This window comes from Rhodonellum psychrophilum GCM71 = DSM 17998 (genome assembly GCF_000381545.1).
Classification (GTDB): Bacteria; Bacteroidota; Bacteroidia; order Cytophagales; family Cyclobacteriaceae; genus Rhodonellum; species Rhodonellum psychrophilum.
The window spans coordinates 70999-93464 of sequence record NZ_KB906684.1; the positions used below are offsets into that span (position 1 = coordinate 70999).

Below are 22466 nucleotides of genomic sequence, written 5' to 3' on the forward strand. Positions count from 1 at the left end.
GAATAATTTTTTTATTGCGCTTGCAAAAGTGGTGCCTAGAATTTAAGGTAGGGGATGGATAGTGTATTTTTAATTCTTTAGTGAGTATAGGCGTCTCATCCAATCTTATTTTTTTTATTTGTTTCAATTAAAAAAATGATGAGCTCAAAATTAATAGTGACCGCAATAACAGCAATTGCCTCCGTCATCCCCTTATTCCCCTAAACTTGGGAAGATTTTGAAAAGGAGAACAAAAGCTTAAGACAAAGATGCTGAATAAGACTATGCACACAATAGGGTGAAAGAACCCAGTCCGGATCAGGAATTTCCCGAGAAGTAGTTTTCCACTCCTCCCTCATTAAGAATTTAGGTGGGGTTTTTTATTCGTCACCATACATCATTTTTGATCAATCATGTTTATTTGGCTTTAACATTGTCCCCACAAAACTTATCCCCTGCCAAAAACACTTATTCCCAACGATTTTACTCTTTCCCTTTTTCTGGAAAGATTCAGTTTCATCTGAAAAAAACTACAGGCTTTAGCTTCTCGTGCCAAACACGTTTACTTGTTCCTCAGGATTTTTAAGGTTGGTTTTAGAAAAAACATCTACCTTTTGTCTCTGGTAAATACTCCTGCCCGGTCTATCTTGTGGTGTAGAGCGGGCATTTCAGAATCGGTCTCTGGTTTGATACTCCTTGATCTCGGAGGTCTTACCACGATAGGCTTTTCCTGAGCAATTTTGGGAGAGGGGCGGTTTGGGGAGGAATTGTTTCAACCATTAAACTTGAAGACCATGAGGTTTAAAAGAAGAGTACGCTTGTTTCCGGGGGTTACCTTGAATTTTAGCAAGACAGGAATCAGTACCACGGTCGGAGTGCCGGGTGCTAGCTTAAATTTTAACAAGCAGGGAACATTTTTGAACACGGGGATTCCCGGTACCGGGATCTATGACCGAAAGAGAGTCGGTGAGAAAACAACTCCACATTCGCCCGCAAGCCGAAATCTTTCAAACAATTTTTTGGAGGATGGGAATGGAATGCGCGGGGAGCAACAACCCTTAGCCGAGAATCTATCCACCACCACCACGGAAGGGTTAAAAAGGCTTCAGGAGACTTTGATCAACTGTTACGAAGAAAAAAACGAATTGATTCAAGAAATCAAAATTGCGGGATCAAGCTTGAAGTGGAGCAAAATACTCTTGGTCATTTCTTACTTTTTGATTATCGGGTTTTTTATCAAATGGTTCAGAAATAATCGGGATGAAAAGATGGAATATTTAGCCGACCTGGAAAAGCAACTTGCTGGCTGCTTTGTCAACATTGACATGCAAACGGACATAGAAATCGAATCGGCGTATACATCACTGCTTTCCAGATATACTTCTCTTTTGACCTGTGCTAAAATCTGGGACATCACCTCGTTTTCTCCCAATAATTTTCCAGGCAGCCGTTCTGCGGCAACCCAAACCGTCACTCGGGTGGAGGTGAATTTTGATTTTGGAAATCTTGAAATCATTAAGTCGAAATATGAAGCCTTGCATTTTGAAAATGCCAATGGGGGTGATCTGTATGTTTATCCGCTTTTTATGGCCATCGTCGATTCAGAGAAGAATTTTGGTTTGTTGGATCTTCGTGAAATTGACTTTGAGTACAGTTCCCAAAAATTTTTAGAAGAAGAAAAAATCCCTGAAGATGCGGAGATCACTGGGAAATCATGGGCAAAGGCCAACAAAGATGGCAGCCCCGACCGAAGGTTCAAAGAAAATTACCAGATCCCGGTTTGTCTTTACGGCAATATCAATATCAAAAGCAAAACAGGCCTGAAGGAAGCGTACAGCTTTAGCAATGCTTCCAAAGCCCGTGATTTTGCCAAAACCCTTAAAATTTATCAAAAATTACTCCAATCCTGACCTCTCGAATTTGACATTCACCATCAGGTTTTTTCATAGGTCAGGAAGGTATATTTTCAAAATCATCAATTCTCTGCCAATTGGTGTCAATATATTTCGATTCCTTCTGTTTCCCCGTCCTTTTGGATAATTTGGACTTCAGTTCAGCCCTTTTATTTCGAAAGATCAACTGTCAATGAATAACAAAATCACCAAAAAACCATGAAACGACGCAACCTGCTCAAAGCCCTTGCCCTCACTTTGTCTTTTCCTGCGTCAGCATTTGGGAAGAGCAGATCCAAGCATAATCTCCGCGAAATCCATGTCGTGGGTTTGGGGACGGTCGGTTCCCGCTGGGTGGCTGATCACCTTCAAGGATACAATCTTGCTTCGATAACGTTGATTTCTGACCGACAACCTGATCAGATGCCGGAAAATGCACGTTTTTTTCCGTTTTATCCTCCCTTGGAAGTTTATGATTGTTTTGAGGAAAACAGGTTTTTGAAAACGGAACTTCAGTTGGATCGGGAATTGGATCCGGAGATTGTTGATTTTTTGGAGGGAAAAAAAGGCATGGTGCTTTTGATCGCAGGGCTTGGGAAATTCAGCGGTTCTGTCCTTTGCCGTTCCCTGGCGGGGAAACTGTGTCACCGCAAAAATGAGGACAGCTTGAGATGTTTAGTGACTGCTCCATTTGCTTTTGAAGGAAGTCAAGCGGGAAAGAGAGGGCAGGAGGTAAGTGATTTTCTATTGTCGAATAATTTGGATGCTCCAGTCTTGCTTGAAAAGGTGCGTACGGTTCATGGGAATATCGCCGTCCGTTCGGCTTTCAAAAAGGGAGATGACCTGATGATGGAGCGATTCCTTGACATGATGAAAAGCGAAAATGGGCAATAAGAGCAATACATTTTTCTAGGGGAAGATTTTCAAAACTGATTATTTTTGGCTTCGGGCATGGCCGATTTTAGAGAATGCTCAGGCAAACTTAATTCCCTCTTGCATTTCTCCCACCACAATTTTTTGATTCCGTGCGATGCATTTTCAATCCTGCCCTAGTCATTAAATACTTGATAAACAAATGGTTGTTTATTTTTTGACTCTGCCAGATCGGTGCTGAACGGTATTCTCCAAATGGTCTGATTTTCTTGCCCTTTTAAACCCATTTGGAATCCCAATGCATATTTCGGGTTGAATTATTCCTAACTTTGGGGGCATGGAAAAAGACAAGGAAAACCTAGACCCAAAACACCAACCCTTCAATCCGCTGCATGGCGTGAGATTGGTGGACATGTTGGATTATTTGGTGGAAATATATGGTTGGAAAAAACTGGGGGAAAGGATCACCATCCGCTGCTTTACCCATGATCCCTCCATCAATTCCAGTCTGAAATTTTTAAGAAAAACAGATTGGGCGAGAAAAAAAGTAGAGGACCTGTACCTCAGAACCCTTGAGAGGGAAGAGGCCCGCAGGGAAAGGGATTTGTAAAACAAATTCTCCAATTTAGGTGAAAAGCAAAAAAGAGGAGCTTACCGCTTGGGTTGCTCCTCTAGAATTCATTTTTTTAAATGTCTATTCAATATTCTCCTTTTGTCAATTCCAATTTTCTAAACTCGACCACGCCATGGTCGCCTTGAAGCATGATTGGACCGGCTTCGCCTTCCTTGCTGTCCAAGGCCCCACCGGTGATTCCCGGGATGATTTGGTCACAGACGATGGTTTTGCCATTGGCGATGATCGTGACCCTGCGGCCGATTAGGGTGATTTCAAAGGTTTGCCATTCGCCGGCTGATTTGGCGACCATTTCATTTGGTGTCACAAATCCATAAACCCCGCCAAAATATACCGAGGAGGGAGGTGTACCAGGATTGTCCTCGATCTGTACTTCATATCTTCCCCTGAGGTAAATCCCACTATTGCTGTTTTTTGGATACCTGAATTCAGCCACCAACTTAAAATCCTCAAATTTTTCATCTGTGATCAGGTTGGCGCCTGCTTTTGGGCTGCTGAGGATGCCCTCTTTCACCAGCCATTGGTTTACTGTTTTGTCGGCATGCCAACCGGAAAGATCCTTTCCGTTGAATATATTGATGGGTTCCCCCCAAGTTGGCTTGGCTTTTCGTTCCAATAAGGGAGCTTTTTCACCCACAAATGGATATTTGTTTCCCGTCGGGTGATCGATGGTCCCGATCAGTTTTCCATTTTCCAATTTCCCTTCGAAAAACAGCTCCTTGTCTGTATTTTCCCACTGTGGAGGAATGCTGAAGGAAATCTTGCCTCCTTCAAAATTCACCTTGGAAATCGGTCGTGCACTGCCATCATTTCCTACGAAATGACCAACCAATGTCTTGATTCCGGATGATTTCACCTCCAGCCAGGAAGGCGCGGATTTTCCGTTCATCTCCAAGGTAAGGTCCCATGGGCCAATGAAATCCTTGCTTTCTGACTGTGCGGTCAGGTTTTGGGGATTGAAAAACAGGAAAATACCCATCAACATCAGTGTTGCGATGCGTGGTAAAGAGCAATAAAAATCAAGGTTTTTCATAGGTGTTTTTCGTTTATCCCGTTTTATGCATTTTCAAACCTATCAGGAAGCCCAATACATATTTCGGGTTTAGGGGTTTATTTTTATGAAGCTGAATAAATCAAAAATAACGGATTTTTAGGACAAAGGTAGAATAGGCAAGGTCAGTTTTTTTCTGAAAAGAATGGAGAGCGCAATTTTGGCATTCAAAACCTGTGGTTAGATATTTCCTGTACCAAAGAGAAATTTGAAAATGACAAATACCTGAAAAGGAAAATGAACTATTTGTTTTCAGGTTTCTACTCCACTTCGCTGATTTTCACGGGACGGTTTTCACGGACAGAGATATTGGCGGCAATGGCTACTTTCATGGCATGCAGAGCATCTTCTCCCGTGATGGGCATTGGCGTCTTGTTTTTCAGGGCATCTATGAAAGCCTCCATTTCCCGCTGATAGGAAACCAGATACCGGTCCATGAAAAAGTCCAGGTTTCGCGGTAAATGCGTTCCCGATTCATCCGAAAATTCGGTGTTTGTTTTCAAGGGGTTATTCGCCTGTATCATGCCCAGTGATCCAAAGACTTCGATGCGTTGATCATAGCCATACACTGCCTTTCGGCTGTTTTCGATGGTTACAGTGATGTTGTTTTCAAAGGTAAGCAGGATGATTCCTGTATCGATATCGCCTGCCTCTCCGATTTCCGGGTCCAATAGATTGTAGCCTTTCGCAAAAACTTCCAACACTTCCTTGCCGACCAAGTGGCGGGCCATGTCAAAATCATGGATGGTCATGTCCATAAACAAACCGCCAGAATGCTTGATAAACGAAATGGGAGGTGGGGTAGGGTCTCTGCTGATGATATGTATCGTATGGATCTGACCAACCTTCCCTTCCATAATCTTGTTTTTCACCTCTTCAAAAGTAGGATCCAAGCGCTGATTGAAGGCCATCATCAATGGGGCCTTGGCCTCCTTGACGATCCGGAGCGTATGCAAAGCTTTCTCCAACGAAAGATCGAGCGGTTTTTCACAAAAGATAGCTTTTCCTGCTATTGCGGCTCTATTTACATAATCGGAATGCGTGTCGGTTGGAGAACAGATGACCACTGCATCGATATTGGGATGGTTAAAGATGACATCCACATTGGTGGTCGTAAGGGGGATGTTGTATCTTTTGGCGATCGCCAATCCCTTTTGGGAAGGATTCATCACGGCAATGACTTCCACGCCCATAATTTTGGTGCAAAGATTTCCAAGGTGAATTTTGCCCATGCGGCCCAAGCCGATAATTCCTATTTTTAATGATTCGCTCATTGCTGTACTGATTTGTGTCAAAAATACCTCAATCCCAAAGTTTTCTTCTTGTCAATAAGATTTCTGTGTTTTCCTCCCGAGCGGACTCTTACTCTTCTCTAATGTCAAAATAGGTAAAAGTCAAGTCGTTCCAATTGCCATCAATGGGATTGTAAATCGAAAGCAATAACAAATGCGGAAGAAACCCCTCTACTTTTTCATAGCGAAAGGTGTGTTCAAAACTATCCGGTCCATAAAAGGAATCCGTTCGGGATCCTGTAATATTTCCTTTTCCGTCCGAAAGATTGCCAAGGATTTCGATATGGTAATTTTCTCGTTTCGTCATGACCTTCACCTCGACGACAAACGCCTCATTTACCAATTGGATCTCACCGATGGATACTTGGATATTGGAATAATCGGTTGACCAATTTTCTTCGTTGAAGCTCGTTTTTGGACTTGTCGAAGGTTTTGGGTTTTGTTCTTCTGTTTCCTCTACCAAGTATTCCTCCATTGCTGTTTTTTCGGAAGGAGAACAAGCAAAGATCATTGGTAAACCAAGGAGAAGAAGTGAATTGTAAAGGCGTGTCAAATTGTTCATGGCAAATCAATATTAGCCAATATATGGTCTCACAAAAATGAAAAATTGAGGAGCGGTTATAAAAACATGAAATTATTTTCAATTATTTTTTTTGGATTAAAAAAACAAGAAGTGCAAAAATAAATGGTAAAATGCAATTTTTAAATATTGAGATGCAATTTATGAAATGCATAAAAAAAAATTATTAATTCGTTCTATTTCAGACGGATAGAATAGATTGTTTCTAAAAATAACAGCGTTTGGAAACTACATTTTTTAACGCATATTTGAATTAAATATTGATATCCAAAGCAATAGATCACCATGAAAAATCAGACAAAATTAATTTTCGCCAATGTTTTTGCACTCTTTTCTGTAGCCATTATCGCCATAGGAATGAAATTATTTGGTTTGGAAATTGGATTTTCGGCAGGATCCATTCTTACCACGAGCTTGTTGATACTGGTTCCGCAATTTGGATTTATGTATTTTTATTTTACCTCAAAAAAATTAGAAACCAGAAAAGTAGTTGCTTGAACCCTTTCTCCTGAATCCCTCCAGCACCTCAAATAAACTTGAGGAGTGTCGTTCAGGAAATTTATAATCACCCAATTTTTAGTCATCACCCAATTAAAACCTAACTGCTTTCTTAAAGCCAGTTAGGTTTTTTTTGATGTTCCCAGAAAACGTTAATGCCTCTCTTTACCGCCGATCAATTTTTGGATGATTTGGGCAGGTACTTGGGCACTGTAAGCATCTTCATCATTTAGCTGCATGGTGGAGGCCAGTTCCAGCTCAAAAATAAGTCCCATCACAAATATGGGTTCCATTTTCAAGTCATGGTATAGGTTATCGAATTTTCTTTTCCCAAACAAATGGATCCCATATTGGTGGAATACTTGAATGATTTTCCGGAGTTGTGTATAGTTATTCATTTTCATTTTTGTCAAATATTTGATTGTAGGAGCCAAGGAGCATACAACCCGTACAAGATTGCCTGAAATATCCATGTGCTTGTTGCTAAAACCGTGTTGTGCATTGCCAATTTCAATTCAACCGGATATTGGTTAAGAATCAGTGAGTTGTTTTATTTTTGACTTCACCAAATCGAAACGCTATCTCATTCTCCTAATCGTCTGATTTTTTGTTAGTTTCAGCCCTTATTGTACAACCCTTATTGTAAAATCTATTTGATATTTCGGGTTAAATCAAACTTATGCAGACCCTTCAGATTCGAATTGATTGATCGGGGTGCCTTCCAGCAAAATTTCCCGCTGGGGAGTGGCCAGGAGCGTTTGCAGCGGTAGGCTGAAAAACAGCCCTAAGCTTAGCAAATATTTCTTCAACACATTAGTAGACATTGTTTTGAGTAGTTTATTCTTAAAGTTCAGTAAAAAAAGAACTAATAAATCAAATTTTTCTAGGATTTGTTTTTTTTGAATCTTTCAAACATCAGGGGGATTTCTTCCTTCAGATATTCAAGAAATTCGCAGAGATCTTTGAGTTTGTTGTTAAACTCGGGTTTTGCATTTCCCCTTAATTCGATGACCTCTTTGAAAAAAGAGTTGATGTCCGCCACGTTGCAAAGTTCTTTCTTGAGGATTTGGTCCCAGTCTTCGATATCGAGATAAAAATAACGCTTCCTTTCTCCAGGTTTAGTCCTGTAAATGACAAACCTTTGGAGTTGCAGAAAATTTAGTGCGTAGCTCACTGCACTTTTGCTGACATTGAGATGCGCTACGATATCGTCAAAAGTTACTTCAGCCTCTTCGATCACCAAAATAAGTCCGAGAATTCTCCCCATCAATGGCTGCATGCCATGTTGTTCGTGGATGACTCCGATTTTTTCGATGAGTTCTTTTTGCTTTTCGTTTAGGATTTGTGCCATTCTCTCAGTGAATATGAGTGGGTTCAGGGGGTCAAAGGTAGGGAGGTTTTGTTTGTTCACAAAAAAAAGAACCAGCTTTAAATTTTATTTCTGAAAACTGATTTGGCCTTTGCTGAACGGGTTGGAAAAAACCGATCATTTTTCATTTTTTTCAACAACCGGTCGCCAAAACAGCACCTTTTGCATGTAGCTGAGTTTTCGGATGTTTACCTCCCGATAAGGGTATATCCGGTTTTTGGAGATATTGTTAAACACCAATGCAATCGAAAAAAGTAGGAGTACACCGGTCAAAACCGGGTTGACCACATACCAATAGCCCATTTCCTTGATTTCCGTTGAACCAATATTTGCGATTAAAGCAATGGCACCACCTGGAGGATGTAATGTTTTGGTGAATTGCATGGCCAATATGGACAAGGATACTGCCAATGCTGAGGAAAACCAAAAATACCCGATATTATGGAATAGGGCATATACGGTAACGCCGATAATCGCTGAAAGAAGACTTCCGAAAATCATATTCCTGGGTTGTGCCAGTGGACTGTTGGGGGCGCCAAAGAGCAAAACCGAAGTGGCACCAAAAGCGCCAATCAGAAACAAATAATCCAGGGTTCCATCCATGTTGGATCCGATTTGCAGCAACCCTATTCCACTTAGGGCAAGAAGGGAACCAAAAAAAGCCCAAAGGTTGTCTATTGGGTTGTGACTCGTGTCTTTGTATACGATGAAGCGTGCTTTTCTAAATCCTTTCTCTAGTTTTTTGGAGGCCATCTGTTTGGATGATTGGAATCCAAACTTAAAAAAAGCAGGAGATGAAAAAAGAATTTCCCACGCATTTAGATAGTGGGTACCGTATCATCCCTATTCATTTGAGGATTTATGGATATTTCACGCGGATGTTTCTGATTCATCAATATGCGTTTAAATACCGTGAACAATTCCGGTCAATTTGAAAATATATGCAATATTGGCCTCTTTAACCCTAAATATGTAATGGGTTTCCCAATAGGTGTTGAAGCGGCAAAAAAATCAGATCATTTAGGGAGTAGGGCATGGTGCCAAAATGGTGAAGTCAAAAACAGTAAACAAAAGACTGGTTATGATGTGTTTTTAGGATGGAATGGGATTGGAAATGCATAAAACGGATTTAACCCGAAATAAGCAAAAGGTTTCCAAATTGGAATTGAACTGAAAGAAAATCAGACTATTCGGAGAATAATTCCTGACAACAATAGGATGAAGTCAAAAATAGTCAATACCTAATTGATTATCTGTGAATTATACTCTTGTGTTGAGTTCGTAATGCATAAAACGGGTTTAATGGCAATTCATTCTTTTTGATTGGGTGTCAAAGACAGTTGGATGAATGATGGGGGGAAATACAATTTTTATTGGGGCAAAGCTTTGGTGTTTCTGAATGGGTTCATTTAGAAGTCCTGCAGCCAAGGTTGATTGAGAATTTACCTTTTTGCTTTACAGGAAATGATGTATAAGGGAATTCAAGGGGGAAAGCAATTTGTTTTTCACTCCGCAATCAACACTTCGACTCCCCTTTCCTCCAACTTGATCCTGTAGATATCCGGAATTCCCGCATCTGTGATCACCATGTCCAGGTCATCGACATCGCAGACCTTACCAAATCCCTTTCGTCCAAATTTGCTGGAATCTGCCAGTACGATTACTTTCTGGACGGATTTGATCATTTTGGTGTTGAGGTGGGCCTCCATCATGTTGGAGGTGGTCAGGCCAAAATCTGGGCTGATGCCATCTGCACCGAGAAACAGTTTGCTGCAGGAGAAGCTGGCAAGCATTTCTTCTGCATAATGGCCCACAACGGAGGAACTGCTCTTTCTGACGATCCCCCCGAGCTGGACGATCTCAATATTTGGATGTTCCATCAGGGCGATGGTCACATTCAAGGCAGCAGTCAGTACAGTGACTTTCTTTTGGTTTGGAATCGCCCTAGCCAAAGCAGTCACCGACGTGCCGGAACCAATGATGATTGCATCATCGTCTTCGATAAGTTCGGCTGCCAGGCGAGCAATTTTGTCTTTTTCACTCACCATGACCAGCTTTTTTTCGTCCACCGGTTTGTCGTTGACATAAGGGGAGGTGGGGGTGGCGCTGCCATGAGATCGGAAAAGCAGCTTTCTGTCTTCAAGTAGCTTTAAATCCTTTCTGATGGTTACCATGGTGACGTCAAGCGCTTTACTCAATTCGGCCACACTCACGATTCCGGCTTCCTTGAGTTTATCCAAAATGAATTTATGTCTTTCTGCGATATTCATGTTTTGTTTTTCAAAGGGAAAAGGTTTTTCTTGATATTCTTTTCAGACGTATTCAAGTGTAAACCAAAGGATGGGCAAACTTAAAGATAATTTTAAACCATTTTGAAACGAAATTAATTTCTTTTCATTTCTTTTTGCTTCTTTGTTGTAAAAAATAAAAGCAATTGAAAATCAAGTTGGGTCTGTTGGAGACTTTTCTTGAAGGCAGAAGGTTTTGCCAAACCGATATTCCCCATTATTGGGCTGGATTCAACCCGAATTCTAAGACAGCGGAAAAGTAACGTAGGGCATCTAACTTGATTAAGTTAGATGGAATATGCAATAGGTTTCCAATTGGGATTGAAATTGAAAGAAAATCATACAATTGGGAGACCAATTCCTGACACTGATATGATGAAGTCAATATAAGTCAACAAAGGACTAATTAATTATCGAATATATAAAGTGTTGAGAGGCATTCGCAACAATAGAACGGGTTAAACCCCCCATTAGGCATAACCCTCCATAACTGCCTGAAATTGCTCTATAATCAGGCTTTTTCATTGTTTTTAATTTTCGCAATTTCGTAAGATTCCTTTTTCTCCAAATAGCCGCATTTTCTTGCATCTTTAAGCCCATTAGAAAATCCAATGCATATTCCATCTAACTTGCTTTAAGTTTGATGTTTACGTTACTTTTTCGATGTCTTGAAATTCGGGTTGAAATTCGGATCAAGACTTTTCCTTTCAGATCAAACTAAAAGGTTTTCCCAATCAAATTCCGGCCTCATTTTGGGGAAGTAATAAAGCTAGACCATTGAACTCACTTAAGAGAAGTTGTTTTGGAAGGTGAAAACTTTTTTTACTTGGATTTTATGGTGCATGTCCATAAAACGACCTTTTGTTATTTTGAATTAAAATTAAAAAATGTTGTTTATTGATATATAAACCTTGTTTAATTTTAATTCATAAAATAGATTAAGGTTTTGAATTTAAATACAGCACACTTCATTTACTTTTAAAAGCAAAAAAAAGGTATCAGCACTATTTTTTTATAGCTTTCAATTTATAAATAACAGTTTGAAAAAAAATATTGCATTCCTAATGAATGAAAAATCAAGCATCTTTCTAAGAATTAAAGAAAAAATAAAATTTCATAAAGGGTTTTTCATCGCAGGTTTTTTAATATTGGCTTCTGTTTTTTTTGTCATGATTTTTTCTATTAGGTCAAATCAAGAGATTGAAAAAATAGCAAGAATTGATTCTCTTATTTTGGTTGCCAGGGATTTGGCATATATTGAAAGGTCTACTTCAGGAGATTTGGCTACGCAGGCTTTGATTGAGTCCTTAGAGATTAATTATAAAAAAGGGCAAGCGGATTCCTATCGGTTAAACTCCATCGTCACATTTCTGGAAAAAGATTATTTGACCAGTATTGAATATCTGGAGCTTTCAATTGAACTGTTTGAGGAAATGAATGATTCGGTTGGATTGGCAGATGCAAATATTTCTTATGGTCATATTTACAGGGATTTTAATCAGCGGGATAAAGGCGAGTTTCATTTTAAAAAAGCATTTGATTTTTTTGCAAAACAGGGTATTCCTGAACGAATAAGTGTGACAGCGTACAATTATGCCAATATTTTATTTGAAAATGGTAAAAGGGAAAAATCTCAAGAAATTGTGGATTCAGCCATCCATCAGGAGAGTGTTAAAGAAAACATATCCCTATACATCTTTTTTTTAAATTTACGCGCCAAAATATTAATTCAATCCGGATTATATCATCTTGCTCTTGATGATTTGAATTTAGCTAAGAGAAAATCTTTAGAATTAAAAGAAAATAGAAATAAAACGGCCTTCATTGAAACTCTTTTTTATTTGGGTAAAGTATTTTATCACTTGGATGATTTTGATTCTTCAGAATATTATTTAAACTATGCTAAAAACGACCCCTATATTTCTTATGCAGAAAATTATTCTGATTCAGTTTTTATCGACCTTATTAATTTAAATATCACTAAGAATGATGTTTCGAATGTAAAAGGTAAAATGAAAAAATTTTTAGAACTCAAGTCAATCAACAAGGGGTTAAATTTTTATGATAATAATGAATTCAAATTTAGCGTAATTGTCAACAAGAACAGAGTCAAAGAAAATATAGAACTAAGAAATCGGCAATATCTGAGTTCATTATACAGTAGTATATATTTATTTATAATTTTTATTATTTTTATAACTTTCACAGTTTATATAATCGGTAAAAGAAAAAGAGATCGATTTTCTTCTCTTTTAGATGGTCAAAAAAGAAGATATGTGAATTTGTTTGAGAATTCTCCGCTTCCAATATTAATTGTAAACAATTCCGGAAATATTTTGCTGTCTAATGATAGAGTCAAACAGTTTATAGGTTTATATGGTGAGAACATGTTGGTCAATCTTATAAATTCTGTTCTGAATAGGTATTCAGTAAAAAATAAAAGTTATTTGGATGGAAATGATTTTTTGGAGTTTGAAAATGGCGATCTCCATATAAGGGTTTATTTTATTTTTGAGTGTAATGAAAGAGAATATACCATTCTCCTTGAAGATTTAAGTGTTTTGAAAAAATCAATTAGAGAACAAGAAAATTTAATTGAACTCTTGAATCAAAGTTACAAACTGGCCAATATTGGGAGTTTCTCTTTGAAAATCAACCAAGATTTTAATATGGATCTTGAGGTGATTTCTAGTATCGCTCTTACTATTTTAGGGTTTCCGGCAGATTATCAGGGGTATAACAAACACAGCTTATCCGATTTGTTCGAATTTGGAGATTTAACCGAATTACATAATCTGATAGTAAAAGCATCTAAAGAGGAGAACTATTTTGACAGGGTCGTTAAGCTGAAGGTGCATCCATCGCCCAACAGGTGGGCAAGGATAATTGGAAGAGTTTTCGAATCTTCGGACTCCAATTTTTATATGAAAGGAATTATTCAGGACGTTACTTCGGAAAGAAGATGGATGGTCTCTACCCTTGAAAACCTCCAAAGAGAAAAAGAGCTAAATCTCGTTAAATCTAGGTTTATTTCAATGACTTCTCATGAATTTAGAACGCCAATTGCAGTGGCATCCAGTTCAATAGATATGATTGAAATACATTCAGATTCAATTGAAAACCTAGATCTCCGGAACAAGGTTCTCAATCATTCTTCTAAAATCTCCAAACAACTCAATAAAATTGTATTGCTGTTGGACGATATTCTTATAATGGAAAGGACATCCTTTACGGATAAAAACCTTAATTTAGAGAAAGTATCTTTGGACGAGTTTCTTGAAAATATTATAGACGAAATCAATTCCACTTTATCGGGCAGAAAAATTCAATTACTTAGGGCAGGATCGGGGTTTAAATTCCAAACAGATGTTGTTTTGTTTGAATACCTTATCAATAATCTTCTGACCAACGCAATTAAATTTTCGGGTGGTGATAAGGACTGCTTAGTTGAAGTTGATTTTGGTGCAAATCAAAAAATAATTAAAGTTACGGATTTTGGGCTGGGAATACCTGAAAAAGAAATTCCATTGGTTTTTAATTCTTTTTTCAGGGCCTCCAATAGCGGTTCTGTTAAAGGAACAGGTCTTGGTTTATCCATTGTTATGGAAATATGTAAAAAATTAAACTATACAATTAAAGTTGATTCAGTAGTGAATCAAAAAACAACCTTTATTCTACATGTTAATTAAATTTGGAGTAAATTAGTTTATTGTATTTCTCATTTAATTTATAAATGGAGTTATTGTTATAAATATTTTTGTAATCTTTAATTTCTAAAAAAGCATGATGAATAGTAAGGTTTTAATTATAGAAGATGACATAGATTTACTTTCTAATTTTAAAGAAATTTTAGAGTACAATAAAATGAATGTTTGGACTGCTTTGAATGGGAGGGAAGCGCTTGAGATCCTGGAAGATATTGATTTTGATGTGATCATCTCTGATATCTCAATGCCACAATTGGATGGACTTAGCTTCCTATCCACAATCAAGCTCAGGGTAGGATTGGAAAACACGCCACTGATTCTAATTTCTGGCAAAATCAGCAAGGAAGAGCAAAGATTTGGCATAGAACAAGGTGCTGATGATTATTTGGTCAAACCAGTTTCTGCCAATACATTGTGGAATGCAGTATATTCCAGTTTGGAAAAAAAGAAAAAGCGTGAAGTTTGGGCGAAGTATAGACTTGACCTGGCGCTGAAAGAGGATCGGAAAATTACTTTTCATGAATTTCGCACTCCCTTGGCAGGTGTTCTTTCCATCTTTGAGTTAATGGAAACCATGTTGGAGGACCTTGATAAAGCTGAGCTTTTGGAATTGATCCAGGTTGGGAGGCAGTCTGCAAATAGAATCAATAAAAGTTTAAATAAACTTTCTGTTTACAATCGGCTGGATACCTTGACCCTCGCACCGTCAAATTTTGTTTTCGATTTAGAACTTTTCCAGAAAATCGCTAAGGATCATTATGATAAGTTGACTGTGATTGGCTGGGATTTCGTCAATCCCATTTCTTTTGACTTGAAGTTTTTCAATTATATCATTTTCGAGTTCATTGAAAATGCTTTAAAATTTGCGCGCCTCGGCAGTTCCATTGAAGTCCTTTATGAAGGAGAGGTTTTCAGTGTATCCAATCAGCAAGATGTATTTTGTGAAAAGGGATTTTATGATCCAGCGCCCTTCAGCCAAATTAGCAGAGCATTTATTGAACAACAAGGGTTAGGCTTAGGTCTTTATATTTGTAAAAGAATTGCTCACATTCAAGGCGTTTTTTTCGCATGTGAAATTGAGGAAGATCTTAGATTTAAAGTTACGGTGGATTTTCGAAAGGCATAAAAACCTACGTATGCCCGGTTTTAATAGACTTTCTGTAAATAGGAAGTGTGTGATATTGTGTATTCCAAGAAGTAGCCTGCATTACAAACAAACCAGGGAAAAGATCGAGAACCCTGAACCCGAAATATGCACTAGGTTTCCAATTGAGACCGAAACTGCAAGGAAATCAGACTATTGGGAGACCAATTCCTGACACCAATTGGGTGAAGTCATGAATAGTCAACACCTAGTGGATTATCAGTGAATTAAAATATTAAATGGAGTTCGCAATGGAGGAAACCGGCAACTCCGACCAAGGCAGTCCTTATACATTTTCAATTTGGTGGATTGCTAACCTTGAAAAACATGCGATAAGGGTCTCCGTGGATGGAAGGGGCCGGGACTCGGACAAGATCTATATGGAAAGGTTCTAAAGGTCCATAAAATAAGTATAGCTCTACCAAAACTCTTGCGCTGATGGCTAAGAGTTGGAAAATGGTCTACAAAACCAGATGGCATTTTTATAACCAAAAGGTGCGTCCTCCCACAAGGTTATCGCTGGGAGATATGTATTTGACAGCAATTGAAATGGCAGTGAAGCAAAACAGTACTGAACAAATAAATTAACGGAGAAACTTAGTCTTTTGGTCGGGAGTGTAATCATCCTTGTGGATGTTGTGAAAGTTTGTCACTGCTCTTTCTTTAACTTGGTTTTGATCTCTATGGACAAATCCAACAAGGAGAATGGTTTTATGATGATTTTTTCAAAACCAATATTCTTTTTGTCCTCCATCAATTCCTCAGCCATTGAGGTGATGGCATACACCGGTATGTTTTTATATTTTTCATCTTTTTTGATGTTTTCAAGAAACTCAAGACCATTCATGATGGGCATCATTATATCGGTCAGGATCAAATCCGGCAATTTATCCGTAGCGTGTAGGTGATCCAAACCTAACTGTCCATTTACTTCTGTTGCGACCTCAAATCCCAATTTACTCAGGTATTTTTGTGTGATCAGACCCAAAAATAAATCGTCCTCTACGATCAGTATTTTTTTTGCAAGTGATTCAGGCATGTTTGCGTTTTTGAAGACTTTTTGGGAAATAAGCAAGTAATTAAACTTTATTTTAAATAATTTTAATTTTTTTTTTACTTTTTCAATGGTATAGAACAATTAGCAAAAGCTAGGCCAAATCAATATTTGATTTTTGTGCCCACGCTACCCGCCGTTGAAATTGGGGAACTTAGAATTTAATAATAGCGATAGAACTGATGATATCAAAGCGTTCCGGAGGCTGAATTGAGGACATGATAGGTGCCCAAGGGTTTATGCTCATGCTCCAATTGCGCGATTGTGGCGATTGGTGGAGCTTCAGTTCAACCCGTAAGATGCAATAGGTTTCCAAATGGGGTGGAAAGTGAAAGAAAACCAGGTACTTGAGACAATAATTTATAACACCAATAAGATGGAGTCATAGATAGTCAAAACAAATTGATTTTCTGTTAATTCAAGTCTGGCCTGAAATTGCTAAATAATCAGTCACTTGTTTAATGATATTGACTCCTCCCAATTGGACTATTCCTTATTGTCCAAATGCTCGAATTTCCCTGATCAGCAGTCTTTGTCATCATTTTCTACGGAAACCCTTGCTGCATAATTTTATCAATCTGATCGACAAGTGCTTGTTTCTCATCATGTCCTTGTTATTTTTTTAATTAATCAGGTTGGATGGGATTGCTAAAGCACTCCCATTGAGTCTGCTTTGATAGCTGTATATTTTGTAGAATATAGTAGTCAAACTATATAATTGATAGGCAGCATCTATTTCTATTTTTTTGGAAGCACATGGATAGACCATTACTCCAATTTGCCTGTCTTGTTCATAGATCGGTACCCCCAATAAATACTGGGATTCCTCGAAGACCATTGCCAAATTTGTTTCCTCAGAAAATACCTTATTGCTTAATACGTGTTTTATATTTCTTTTTGTAACTGGTAGAAAATGTGTTTGATGGGATTGGTATGTTTTGTAGGCAATCCCTTCTTCCTTTGTTTTTGGAAAAGAGATCAGCGTTTTCTGCGTGGATATTTGGTTGAATTCAAGAAAGTACATGGCATTCAAATCAAAATGGTGAACAATATACTGGCTTGACTTTCTCAAAAAATTCGCTTCATTTTCCTCCAACTCGAAAGAAAGCATTTGTGTACATTGAAGCAAAAATGCCTTTTTTGTCAATTCTTTGTTTCGATCATTGTCCTGGTTAAGATTTTCGATCGAAACCAAGATGGATGAATTGGTGGTGTTCGGTCTTTGGATATTGTGGAACTTTAACTTTAATTTTTTTATTTGCTCATTCATTTCCTCAAAGATCAATAGCTCCTCCTCCTGACTGATTCTTACCAAATAAAGTTTTTCGGCGATTTTTGTTTGGTTGGTTTGGCTCCAAAGGTCCAGGAAATTGCTTTTTCTATGGTTCTTCAAATTGGGAAAAAGCAATTCCAAACCTTTGTTGAATTTTTCGATTTTCAAATAACCATTCACCTCAACCACCGGAAGTTTGTTGAATGAAAAAAGCTGGTGGTTTATCGTTTTTAATTTATCGATTTCTTCAATCATTGATCCCTGTTGATTGAAAAGGAATTTCCTATCTTCTTTTTTAGCCTCTAGGTAAAACAAAACATGTGATACGACTTTGTTTTTCTTGAATACGGGCAGGAATCTAGGCTCATATTCGAGCTGAATCGAAACATGGGGTTCATGGTCCAAATCCTTAGGTTCCGAAAACTCAGCCCTTACTTCTTTCCCCTTTGCTTTGGTGAGGTCAATCTGTTTTGTGAAATCCCCAAATGTGAAATTCGGAATGATTTGATTGTTGATCAGGAAATCTACTCTGGGGATGCTTTTTTTTTGCAGGTAGACTTCTTTTCCCGTAAGATGTAGAAGTGATGTCGTGATCCAAACAGGTCGGCACATTTGCCTTTCTACGGCAATCAAAATACCCGAAACATTGAAAGGCAGATAAAATTCTTTTGTTAAGTTAGGATTCAAAAATAATTCGGGAAGGACGGAGTTGAGGAAAAAAGATTTCATAGGGTGGAGCGTTAAATTTTGTTGCCTAGGGCGAATGTGTTGCTTTTACCTAAAACCCATTGGCTATCCTCAGAATCCCGTCCGCTTGCCAAAGACAAACAAATCTCTTGTTGGATGGATAGTTGGTTTGCGAAAAAAGAAAAGCCCTTTTGGACAGTCGGGAAGGGCATGGGTTTCCAAAGGGGTATTGGGCCCATGCGCAGGCAAGAGCACTGTGGCCTTGATGTACCTGTACAATTACTTGCGTTTTTGCTGTGGTCAAACCATACGGTTGTTGACCGGTGATTGTGGAAGGGGCTTTCAGGTTCTGGTAGGAAGGTGATGCCGGTACCTGCCAGCAAAGTGGAGACACGGCGGTCGTGCCCGATGCTGCTGTGTTCAGCATGGACAAAATCCTCTTTTGCCTTTGGAGCCAATTCTTTTGCCCTATTCCCCAATTCACCCGTTCTGGTGTTGGCTTCGCTGTCCACGAATAGGGGTAGGGCGCCTCGGTATCGGATTGGATTTGGGCCTGCGGCAAAGGTGTGGGAAATGGCGAAATCTGCCCCGTCAACTCCAGCAGCCATCAAGGCCAGGTGGAGACTTGCGTCACCTGTATGGGTGAAAGGGACCTTTCTGCTACGCGTAAATTTTTTTTGGGATTGTTCGAAGACCGCGCTGCTTTCAGCTTCAATAGCCAAAAAAGTTGATCGGAAAGTATTTTTCTCATACCACTGCTCTCTACCACTTTGCTGGGGAGGAGGGGGGAATGGTTTCCTAAATTCTTTTTTTGCCTTTTGCATGTGGGATTTTTGGCTTATTACATGCAATGTTTACAATACCAATTGATTGTACAACGCTGTGTCAGGGTTTGTAAATTAAATGACTTTTCCTACTGTCTTGTCTTGAACTTTATTTTGTTTTGTTTACCAAATAAAATCACGGGTCATTGTTATAAAAAAAAGTACCTCTGCCATTGTAGTACTGAATTAGGGCAATTGGGTATCAAATATGTAATTTTTAGTAGCTTTTGAAATTTGACGATAATTTTTTTATAAACTTTATTCAATCCCCTTGTATCGGTTTTATTGAAGTAAATAAAAATATAATAAAACGGATTGTAGGTTTAAGTAAATGAAGTGTAAATCTTTTTTTCTTTTTATAGAATCGGTTTATTGATCGGCTTTTCCTGTCTCGGCATTTCATTTACAGTTATATGCATTTATTTTATTTAGGAAGTCATTTATATCTCTTTTTGTCATTTTTTCACTTGCTTCGCATTCTCTAACAAGGCCTATAACCTCCCAAAAATCAAGTCTTCAGAAAAGCCTCCAGTGACATCAATAACATGTCAATAAAGGCGGAGTGAAGAAATAGAGAAGCTGTATAAAATATATTGTCAAGTGTATACGTCTATGGGACTGAAAGGGCGAAGCTGTATCAAAATGACTGTTTACCTCGGTTTTCTCTGCTTTTCAACACGTTAGAAGCAAGGCCTTTTCCCTAAGAAAGGCTGGTTGGATGTCGGTTCAAATCTTATCGGGAAATGAAATGCACACCCCAGATCACCGACATCAATAATGGGGTATTCTTAAGGCTTATATACTTGAGGAAATTAAGTGTTTTGTAGTATTGGGAATATAACAAAAATGTTATCATCCCTGATTTGAAGAGCATTCACTTATATTTTCTGCACATTGCTTTATGTCAACTGTGCTATCCCTTGTTGACCCTTCGGTATTTTTTTTCTTTGGTCTTTATTTCGGCAATTGAGTAGCATTTCCAGACCCTTGGAATTGCATTATCTGGCTAGTTGAATTTCATTTGTTCAAGTTTCTATATCAAAAAAATTGTTTGCGGTGATCGACTCCATGTTTCATAAGTTAAATTTATCCAAGTTCTCATTTTTGGTTACCGGGGGTGCCGGTTTTATCGGTTCCAATTTGGTCGAATACCTTGTGGAGCACGATGCAGGCCATATCAGGATTTTGGACAACCTGAGTACTGGATCCCTCGCCAACATCAAACCCTTTATGGATCTTCCCAACGTGGAATTCATACAGGCAGATATCCGCGATTTGGGCGTCTGTCGGAAGGCTGTTGACAAGATTGATTTTATTTCCCATCAGGCCGCTTTGGGTTCAGTTCCCCGGTCCATAGTGGATCCCATTGGAAGCAATGAGGTAAACATTGGCGGATTTTTGAACATGCTGGTAGCAGCGAAGGATTCCCCGGAACTAAAGCGATTCGTCTATGCCGCATCCTCCAGCACTTATGGGGACAGTCCCTTCCTGCCCAAGGTGGAAGGGCAGGAGGGAAAGCCCATTTCCCCCTATGCCGTCACCAAGGCGGTCAACGAGCTGTATGCAGCGGTATTCAGCAGCTCCTATCAGTTCCATTCTATCGGCTTGCGTTACTTCAACGTCTTCGGACCCAGACAGAGTCCCACCAATGCCTATGCGGCGGTGATTCCTGTATTTTGCAAGCATTTCCTGGAGGGGACCGCGCCCACGATCAATGGGGACGGGGAAACTTCCCGGGATTTCACCTATGTGGAAAATGCTGTACAGGCCAATATCCGCGCCCTGCTCTTCGATACCGAGGAGCCATCCAAAGCCTTGAGCCAGCACGCCGTATTCAATGTCGCCTGCGGAGCGCAAATCAGCCTCAATCAAGTCATCAAGAGCCTCCAAAAAATATCAGGAAGGGACATAGAAGCTTTGTACCAACCGGAACGTGCCGGTGACATCAAACACAGCTTCGCCTCCATCGCCATGGCAACAGCAGCCCTGGATTATGATCCCCTGATCAAGTTCAGTGAGGGCCTGAAGATGACTTATGCAAGTATTGAGAGGAATTTCGGGGTGAATGCTTGATGCTAAATAAATTAATGAATCCTGGTTATTTTATTTCTAGTTTTATTTTATAAAAAGTAATGGATGTTTTAAATATAATCGGAAGGACAAGCCCATTATTTAATAGTGATATTCAGAAACATGATTTTATCATCAATCATTTGGTCAATTCTTCTTCATTTTTAGTGATTGGTGGAGCAGGGTCTATTGGTCAAGCGGTTACCAAAGAAATTTTTAAAAGAAATCCAAAAAAACTTCACGTAGTAGATATCAGTGAGAATAACCTTGTTGAATTGGTAAGAGACATCAGGAGTTCTTTAGGGTATATAGAGGGAAGCTTTAAGACATTTGCTTTAGACATAGGATCTGTAATTTATGATGCTTTTATTGAGGCGGACGGAGAATATGATTATGTATTAAATCTCTCCGCATTAAAACATGTACGCAGCGAAAAGGACCCTTTTACCTTGATGCGAATGATTGAAGTGAATATTTTGAACACGCTTAAGACAATACAACAAGCTAAAGAAAAAGGAGTAAAGAAATATTTCTGCGTTTCTACAGATAAGGCAGCCAATCCGGTCAACATGATGGGCGCTTCTAAACGCATCATGGAGCTCTTTTTAATGCGCGAGAGTAAGGATTTATCGATTTCCACTGCGCGTTTCGCCAATGTCGCTTTTTCTGACGGGTCTCTACTATATGGTTTTAATCAACGAATTCAAAAAAGACAACCCATTGTAGCCCCTAATGATATCAAAAGGTATTTTGTAACTCCTCAAGAGTCAGGCGAGCTTTGTTTAATGTCCTGTCTTTTGGGCGAGAACAGGGATATATTTTTCCCAAAATTAAGCGAAGAGCTTCACCTGATTACTTTCGCTGAAATAGCTGTGAAATACCTAGAAAACTTGGGTTTTGAGGTCTATGAATGCAGTAGTGAAGACGAAGCGCGTGAACTTGTGCATACTTTACCTGCAAAAGGAATGTGGCCTTGTTATTTTACAAAAAGTGACACCACTGGAGAGAAGGACTTTGAAGAATTCTTTGTGGATGGTGAGGTCTTGGATATGGACAGGTATCATAATTTGGGAATAGTCAAAAGTAGTCTTCAATACAATGGACCCATTCTCGATACTTTCCTAACTGAGATTAGAGCAATGCGTAAGGCTAAAGCGTGGGATAAAAATGAGATGGTGGATTTATTTCATGGCCTGATTCCAGGTTTTGACCATAAAGAAAAGGGAAGGTATTTAGATGCCAAAATGTAAT

At 38.9% G+C, this 22466-nt stretch carries 21 protein-coding genes; 10 read left to right on the plus strand and 11 right to left on the minus strand.

The features are described 5' to 3' along the window. Nucleotides 1–773 precede the first annotated feature (773 nt). The 3 genes from F824_RS0116740 to F824_RS26100 all read left to right on the plus strand — a co-directional run bounded on the left by F824_RS0116740 (nucleotide 774) and on the right by F824_RS26100 (nucleotide 3354). The gene (locus tag F824_RS0116740) at nucleotides 774–1889 is read left to right on the plus strand and encodes a DUF4236 domain-containing protein (RefSeq protein ID WP_139189889.1); all 1116 of its coding nucleotides are present in this window, start codon (nucleotides 774–776) and stop codon (nucleotides 1887–1889) included. 201 nt (nucleotides 1890–2090) lie between these two features. Beyond that, nucleotides 2091–2765 (plus strand): hypothetical protein, encoded by a 675-nt coding sequence (locus tag F824_RS0116750; protein ID WP_019599080.1) that lies wholly within the window; start codon nucleotides 2091–2093, stop codon nucleotides 2763–2765. Nucleotides 2766–3081: 316 nt separating this feature from the next. Then, on the plus strand, nucleotides 3082–3354 hold the full coding sequence (locus F824_RS26100; protein ID WP_019599082.1) for a VF530 family protein: 273 nt from the start codon (nucleotides 3082–3084) through the stop codon (nucleotides 3352–3354). Nucleotides 3355–3442: 88 nt separating this feature from the next. On the opposite strand, the gene F824_RS0116765 is transcribed toward F824_RS26100, so the two are convergent. The 3 genes from F824_RS0116765 to F824_RS0116775 form a co-directional block, all read right to left on the minus strand. Next, nucleotides 3443–4411, minus strand: coding sequence for a 3-keto-disaccharide hydrolase (locus F824_RS0116765; RefSeq protein ID WP_139189888.1), 969 nt, complete (start codon nucleotides 4409–4411; stop codon nucleotides 3443–3445). Nucleotides 4412–4689: 278 nt separating this feature from the next. After that, complete coding sequence (gene iolG, locus F824_RS0116770) at nucleotides 4690–5703, minus strand: inositol 2-dehydrogenase (RefSeq protein WP_019599084.1); 1014 nt, start codon at nucleotides 5701–5703, stop codon at nucleotides 4690–4692. Between the two features lie 88 nt (nucleotides 5704–5791). Further along, a complete protein-coding gene (locus F824_RS0116775) occupies nucleotides 5792–6283 on the minus strand; it encodes a hypothetical protein (RefSeq protein WP_019599085.1) in 492 nt (163 codons plus the stop codon). A gap of 303 nt (nucleotides 6284–6586) precedes the next feature. Here F824_RS0116775 and F824_RS0116780 point away from each other — a divergent pair, with 303 nt between their 5' ends. Further along, on the plus strand, nucleotides 6587–6799 hold the full coding sequence (locus tag F824_RS0116780; protein ID WP_019599086.1) for a hypothetical protein: 213 nt from the start codon (nucleotides 6587–6589) through the stop codon (nucleotides 6797–6799). A 152-nt stretch (nucleotides 6800–6951) separates the two neighbouring features. Here the strand turns inward: F824_RS0116780 and F824_RS0116785 are convergent, their stop codons facing one another. The 4 genes from F824_RS0116785 to F824_RS0116805 all read right to left on the minus strand — a co-directional run bounded on the left by F824_RS0116785 (nucleotide 6952) and on the right by F824_RS0116805 (nucleotide 8921). Continuing rightward, nucleotides 6952–7197: a hypothetical protein gene (locus tag F824_RS0116785; RefSeq protein ID WP_026333769.1), complete on the minus strand. Its 246-nt coding sequence runs from the start codon at nucleotides 7195–7197 to the stop codon at nucleotides 6952–6954. A 279-nt stretch (nucleotides 7198–7476) separates the two neighbouring features. After that, nucleotides 7477–7623: a hypothetical protein gene (locus F824_RS27550; RefSeq protein WP_019599088.1), complete on the minus strand. Its 147-nt coding sequence runs from the start codon at nucleotides 7621–7623 to the stop codon at nucleotides 7477–7479. Between the two features lie 59 nt (nucleotides 7624–7682). After that, complete coding sequence (locus F824_RS0116795; RefSeq protein WP_019599089.1) at nucleotides 7683–8150, minus strand: GbsR/MarR family transcriptional regulator; 468 nt, start codon at nucleotides 8148–8150, stop codon at nucleotides 7683–7685. 135 nt (nucleotides 8151–8285) lie between these two features. Next, nucleotides 8286–8921, minus strand: coding sequence for an HPP family protein (locus F824_RS0116805; RefSeq protein WP_019599091.1), 636 nt, complete (start codon nucleotides 8919–8921; stop codon nucleotides 8286–8288). Between the two features lie 159 nt (nucleotides 8922–9080). Here F824_RS0116805 and F824_RS0116810 point away from each other — a divergent pair, with 159 nt between their 5' ends. Continuing rightward, the gene (locus F824_RS0116810; RefSeq protein ID WP_139189887.1) at nucleotides 9081–9290 is read left to right on the plus strand and encodes a hypothetical protein; all 210 of its coding nucleotides are present in this window, start codon (nucleotides 9081–9083) and stop codon (nucleotides 9288–9290) included. A gap of 383 nt (nucleotides 9291–9673) precedes the next feature. Here F824_RS0116810 and F824_RS0116820 read toward each other — a convergent pair whose 3' ends face one another. After that, nucleotides 9674–10438 carry a DeoR/GlpR family DNA-binding transcription regulator gene (locus F824_RS0116820; RefSeq protein ID WP_019599094.1) on the minus strand — a complete coding sequence of 255 codons (765 nt, stop codon included), beginning with the start codon at nucleotides 10436–10438 and terminating at the stop codon, nucleotides 9674–9676. A gap of 1082 nt (nucleotides 10439–11520) precedes the next feature. On the opposite strand from F824_RS0116820, the gene F824_RS0116835 reads away from it, so the two are divergent. The 3 genes from F824_RS0116835 to F824_RS27555 all read left to right on the plus strand — a co-directional run bounded on the left by F824_RS0116835 (nucleotide 11521) and on the right by F824_RS27555 (nucleotide 15702). Beyond that, on the plus strand, nucleotides 11521–14145 hold the full coding sequence (locus F824_RS0116835) for a PAS domain-containing sensor histidine kinase (protein ID WP_019599097.1): 2625 nt from the start codon (nucleotides 11521–11523) through the stop codon (nucleotides 14143–14145). A 94-nt stretch (nucleotides 14146–14239) separates the two neighbouring features. Then, the gene (locus F824_RS0116840) at nucleotides 14240–15289 is read left to right on the plus strand and encodes an ATP-binding response regulator (protein ID WP_081625007.1); all 1050 of its coding nucleotides are present in this window, start codon (nucleotides 14240–14242) and stop codon (nucleotides 15287–15289) included. Nucleotides 15290–15546: 257 nt separating this feature from the next. Further along, nucleotides 15547–15702 (plus strand): hypothetical protein, encoded by a 156-nt coding sequence (locus F824_RS27555; protein WP_019599099.1) that lies wholly within the window; start codon nucleotides 15547–15549, stop codon nucleotides 15700–15702. Nucleotides 15703–15956: 254 nt separating this feature from the next. Here F824_RS27555 and F824_RS0116850 read toward each other — a convergent pair whose 3' ends face one another. The 3 genes from F824_RS0116850 to F824_RS0116860 form a co-directional block, all read right to left on the minus strand. Further along, on the minus strand, nucleotides 15957–16346 hold the full coding sequence (locus F824_RS0116850) for a response regulator (protein WP_026333770.1): 390 nt from the start codon (nucleotides 16344–16346) through the stop codon (nucleotides 15957–15959). A 637-nt stretch (nucleotides 16347–16983) separates the two neighbouring features. After that, a complete protein-coding gene (locus tag F824_RS0116855) occupies nucleotides 16984–18363 on the minus strand; it encodes a hypothetical protein (protein ID WP_019599101.1) in 1380 nt (459 codons plus the stop codon). 11 nt (nucleotides 18364–18374) lie between these two features. Next, a complete protein-coding gene (locus tag F824_RS0116860) occupies nucleotides 18375–19145 on the minus strand; it encodes a DegT/DnrJ/EryC1/StrS family aminotransferase (RefSeq protein ID WP_019599102.1) in 771 nt (256 codons plus the stop codon). Between the two features lie 1068 nt (nucleotides 19146–20213). Between F824_RS0116860 and F824_RS0116865 the strand changes: the two genes are divergently transcribed. Beyond that, the gene (locus tag F824_RS0116865; protein ID WP_031327217.1) at nucleotides 20214–21218 is read left to right on the plus strand and encodes an NAD-dependent epimerase/dehydratase family protein; all 1005 of its coding nucleotides are present in this window, start codon (nucleotides 20214–20216) and stop codon (nucleotides 21216–21218) included. 59 nt (nucleotides 21219–21277) lie between these two features. Then, entirely contained in the window at nucleotides 21278–22465 is a 1188-nt protein-coding gene (locus F824_RS0116870) for a UDP-N-acetylglucosamine 4,6-dehydratase (RefSeq protein WP_019599104.1), read from the plus strand. Nucleotide 22466 lies beyond the last annotated feature (1 nt).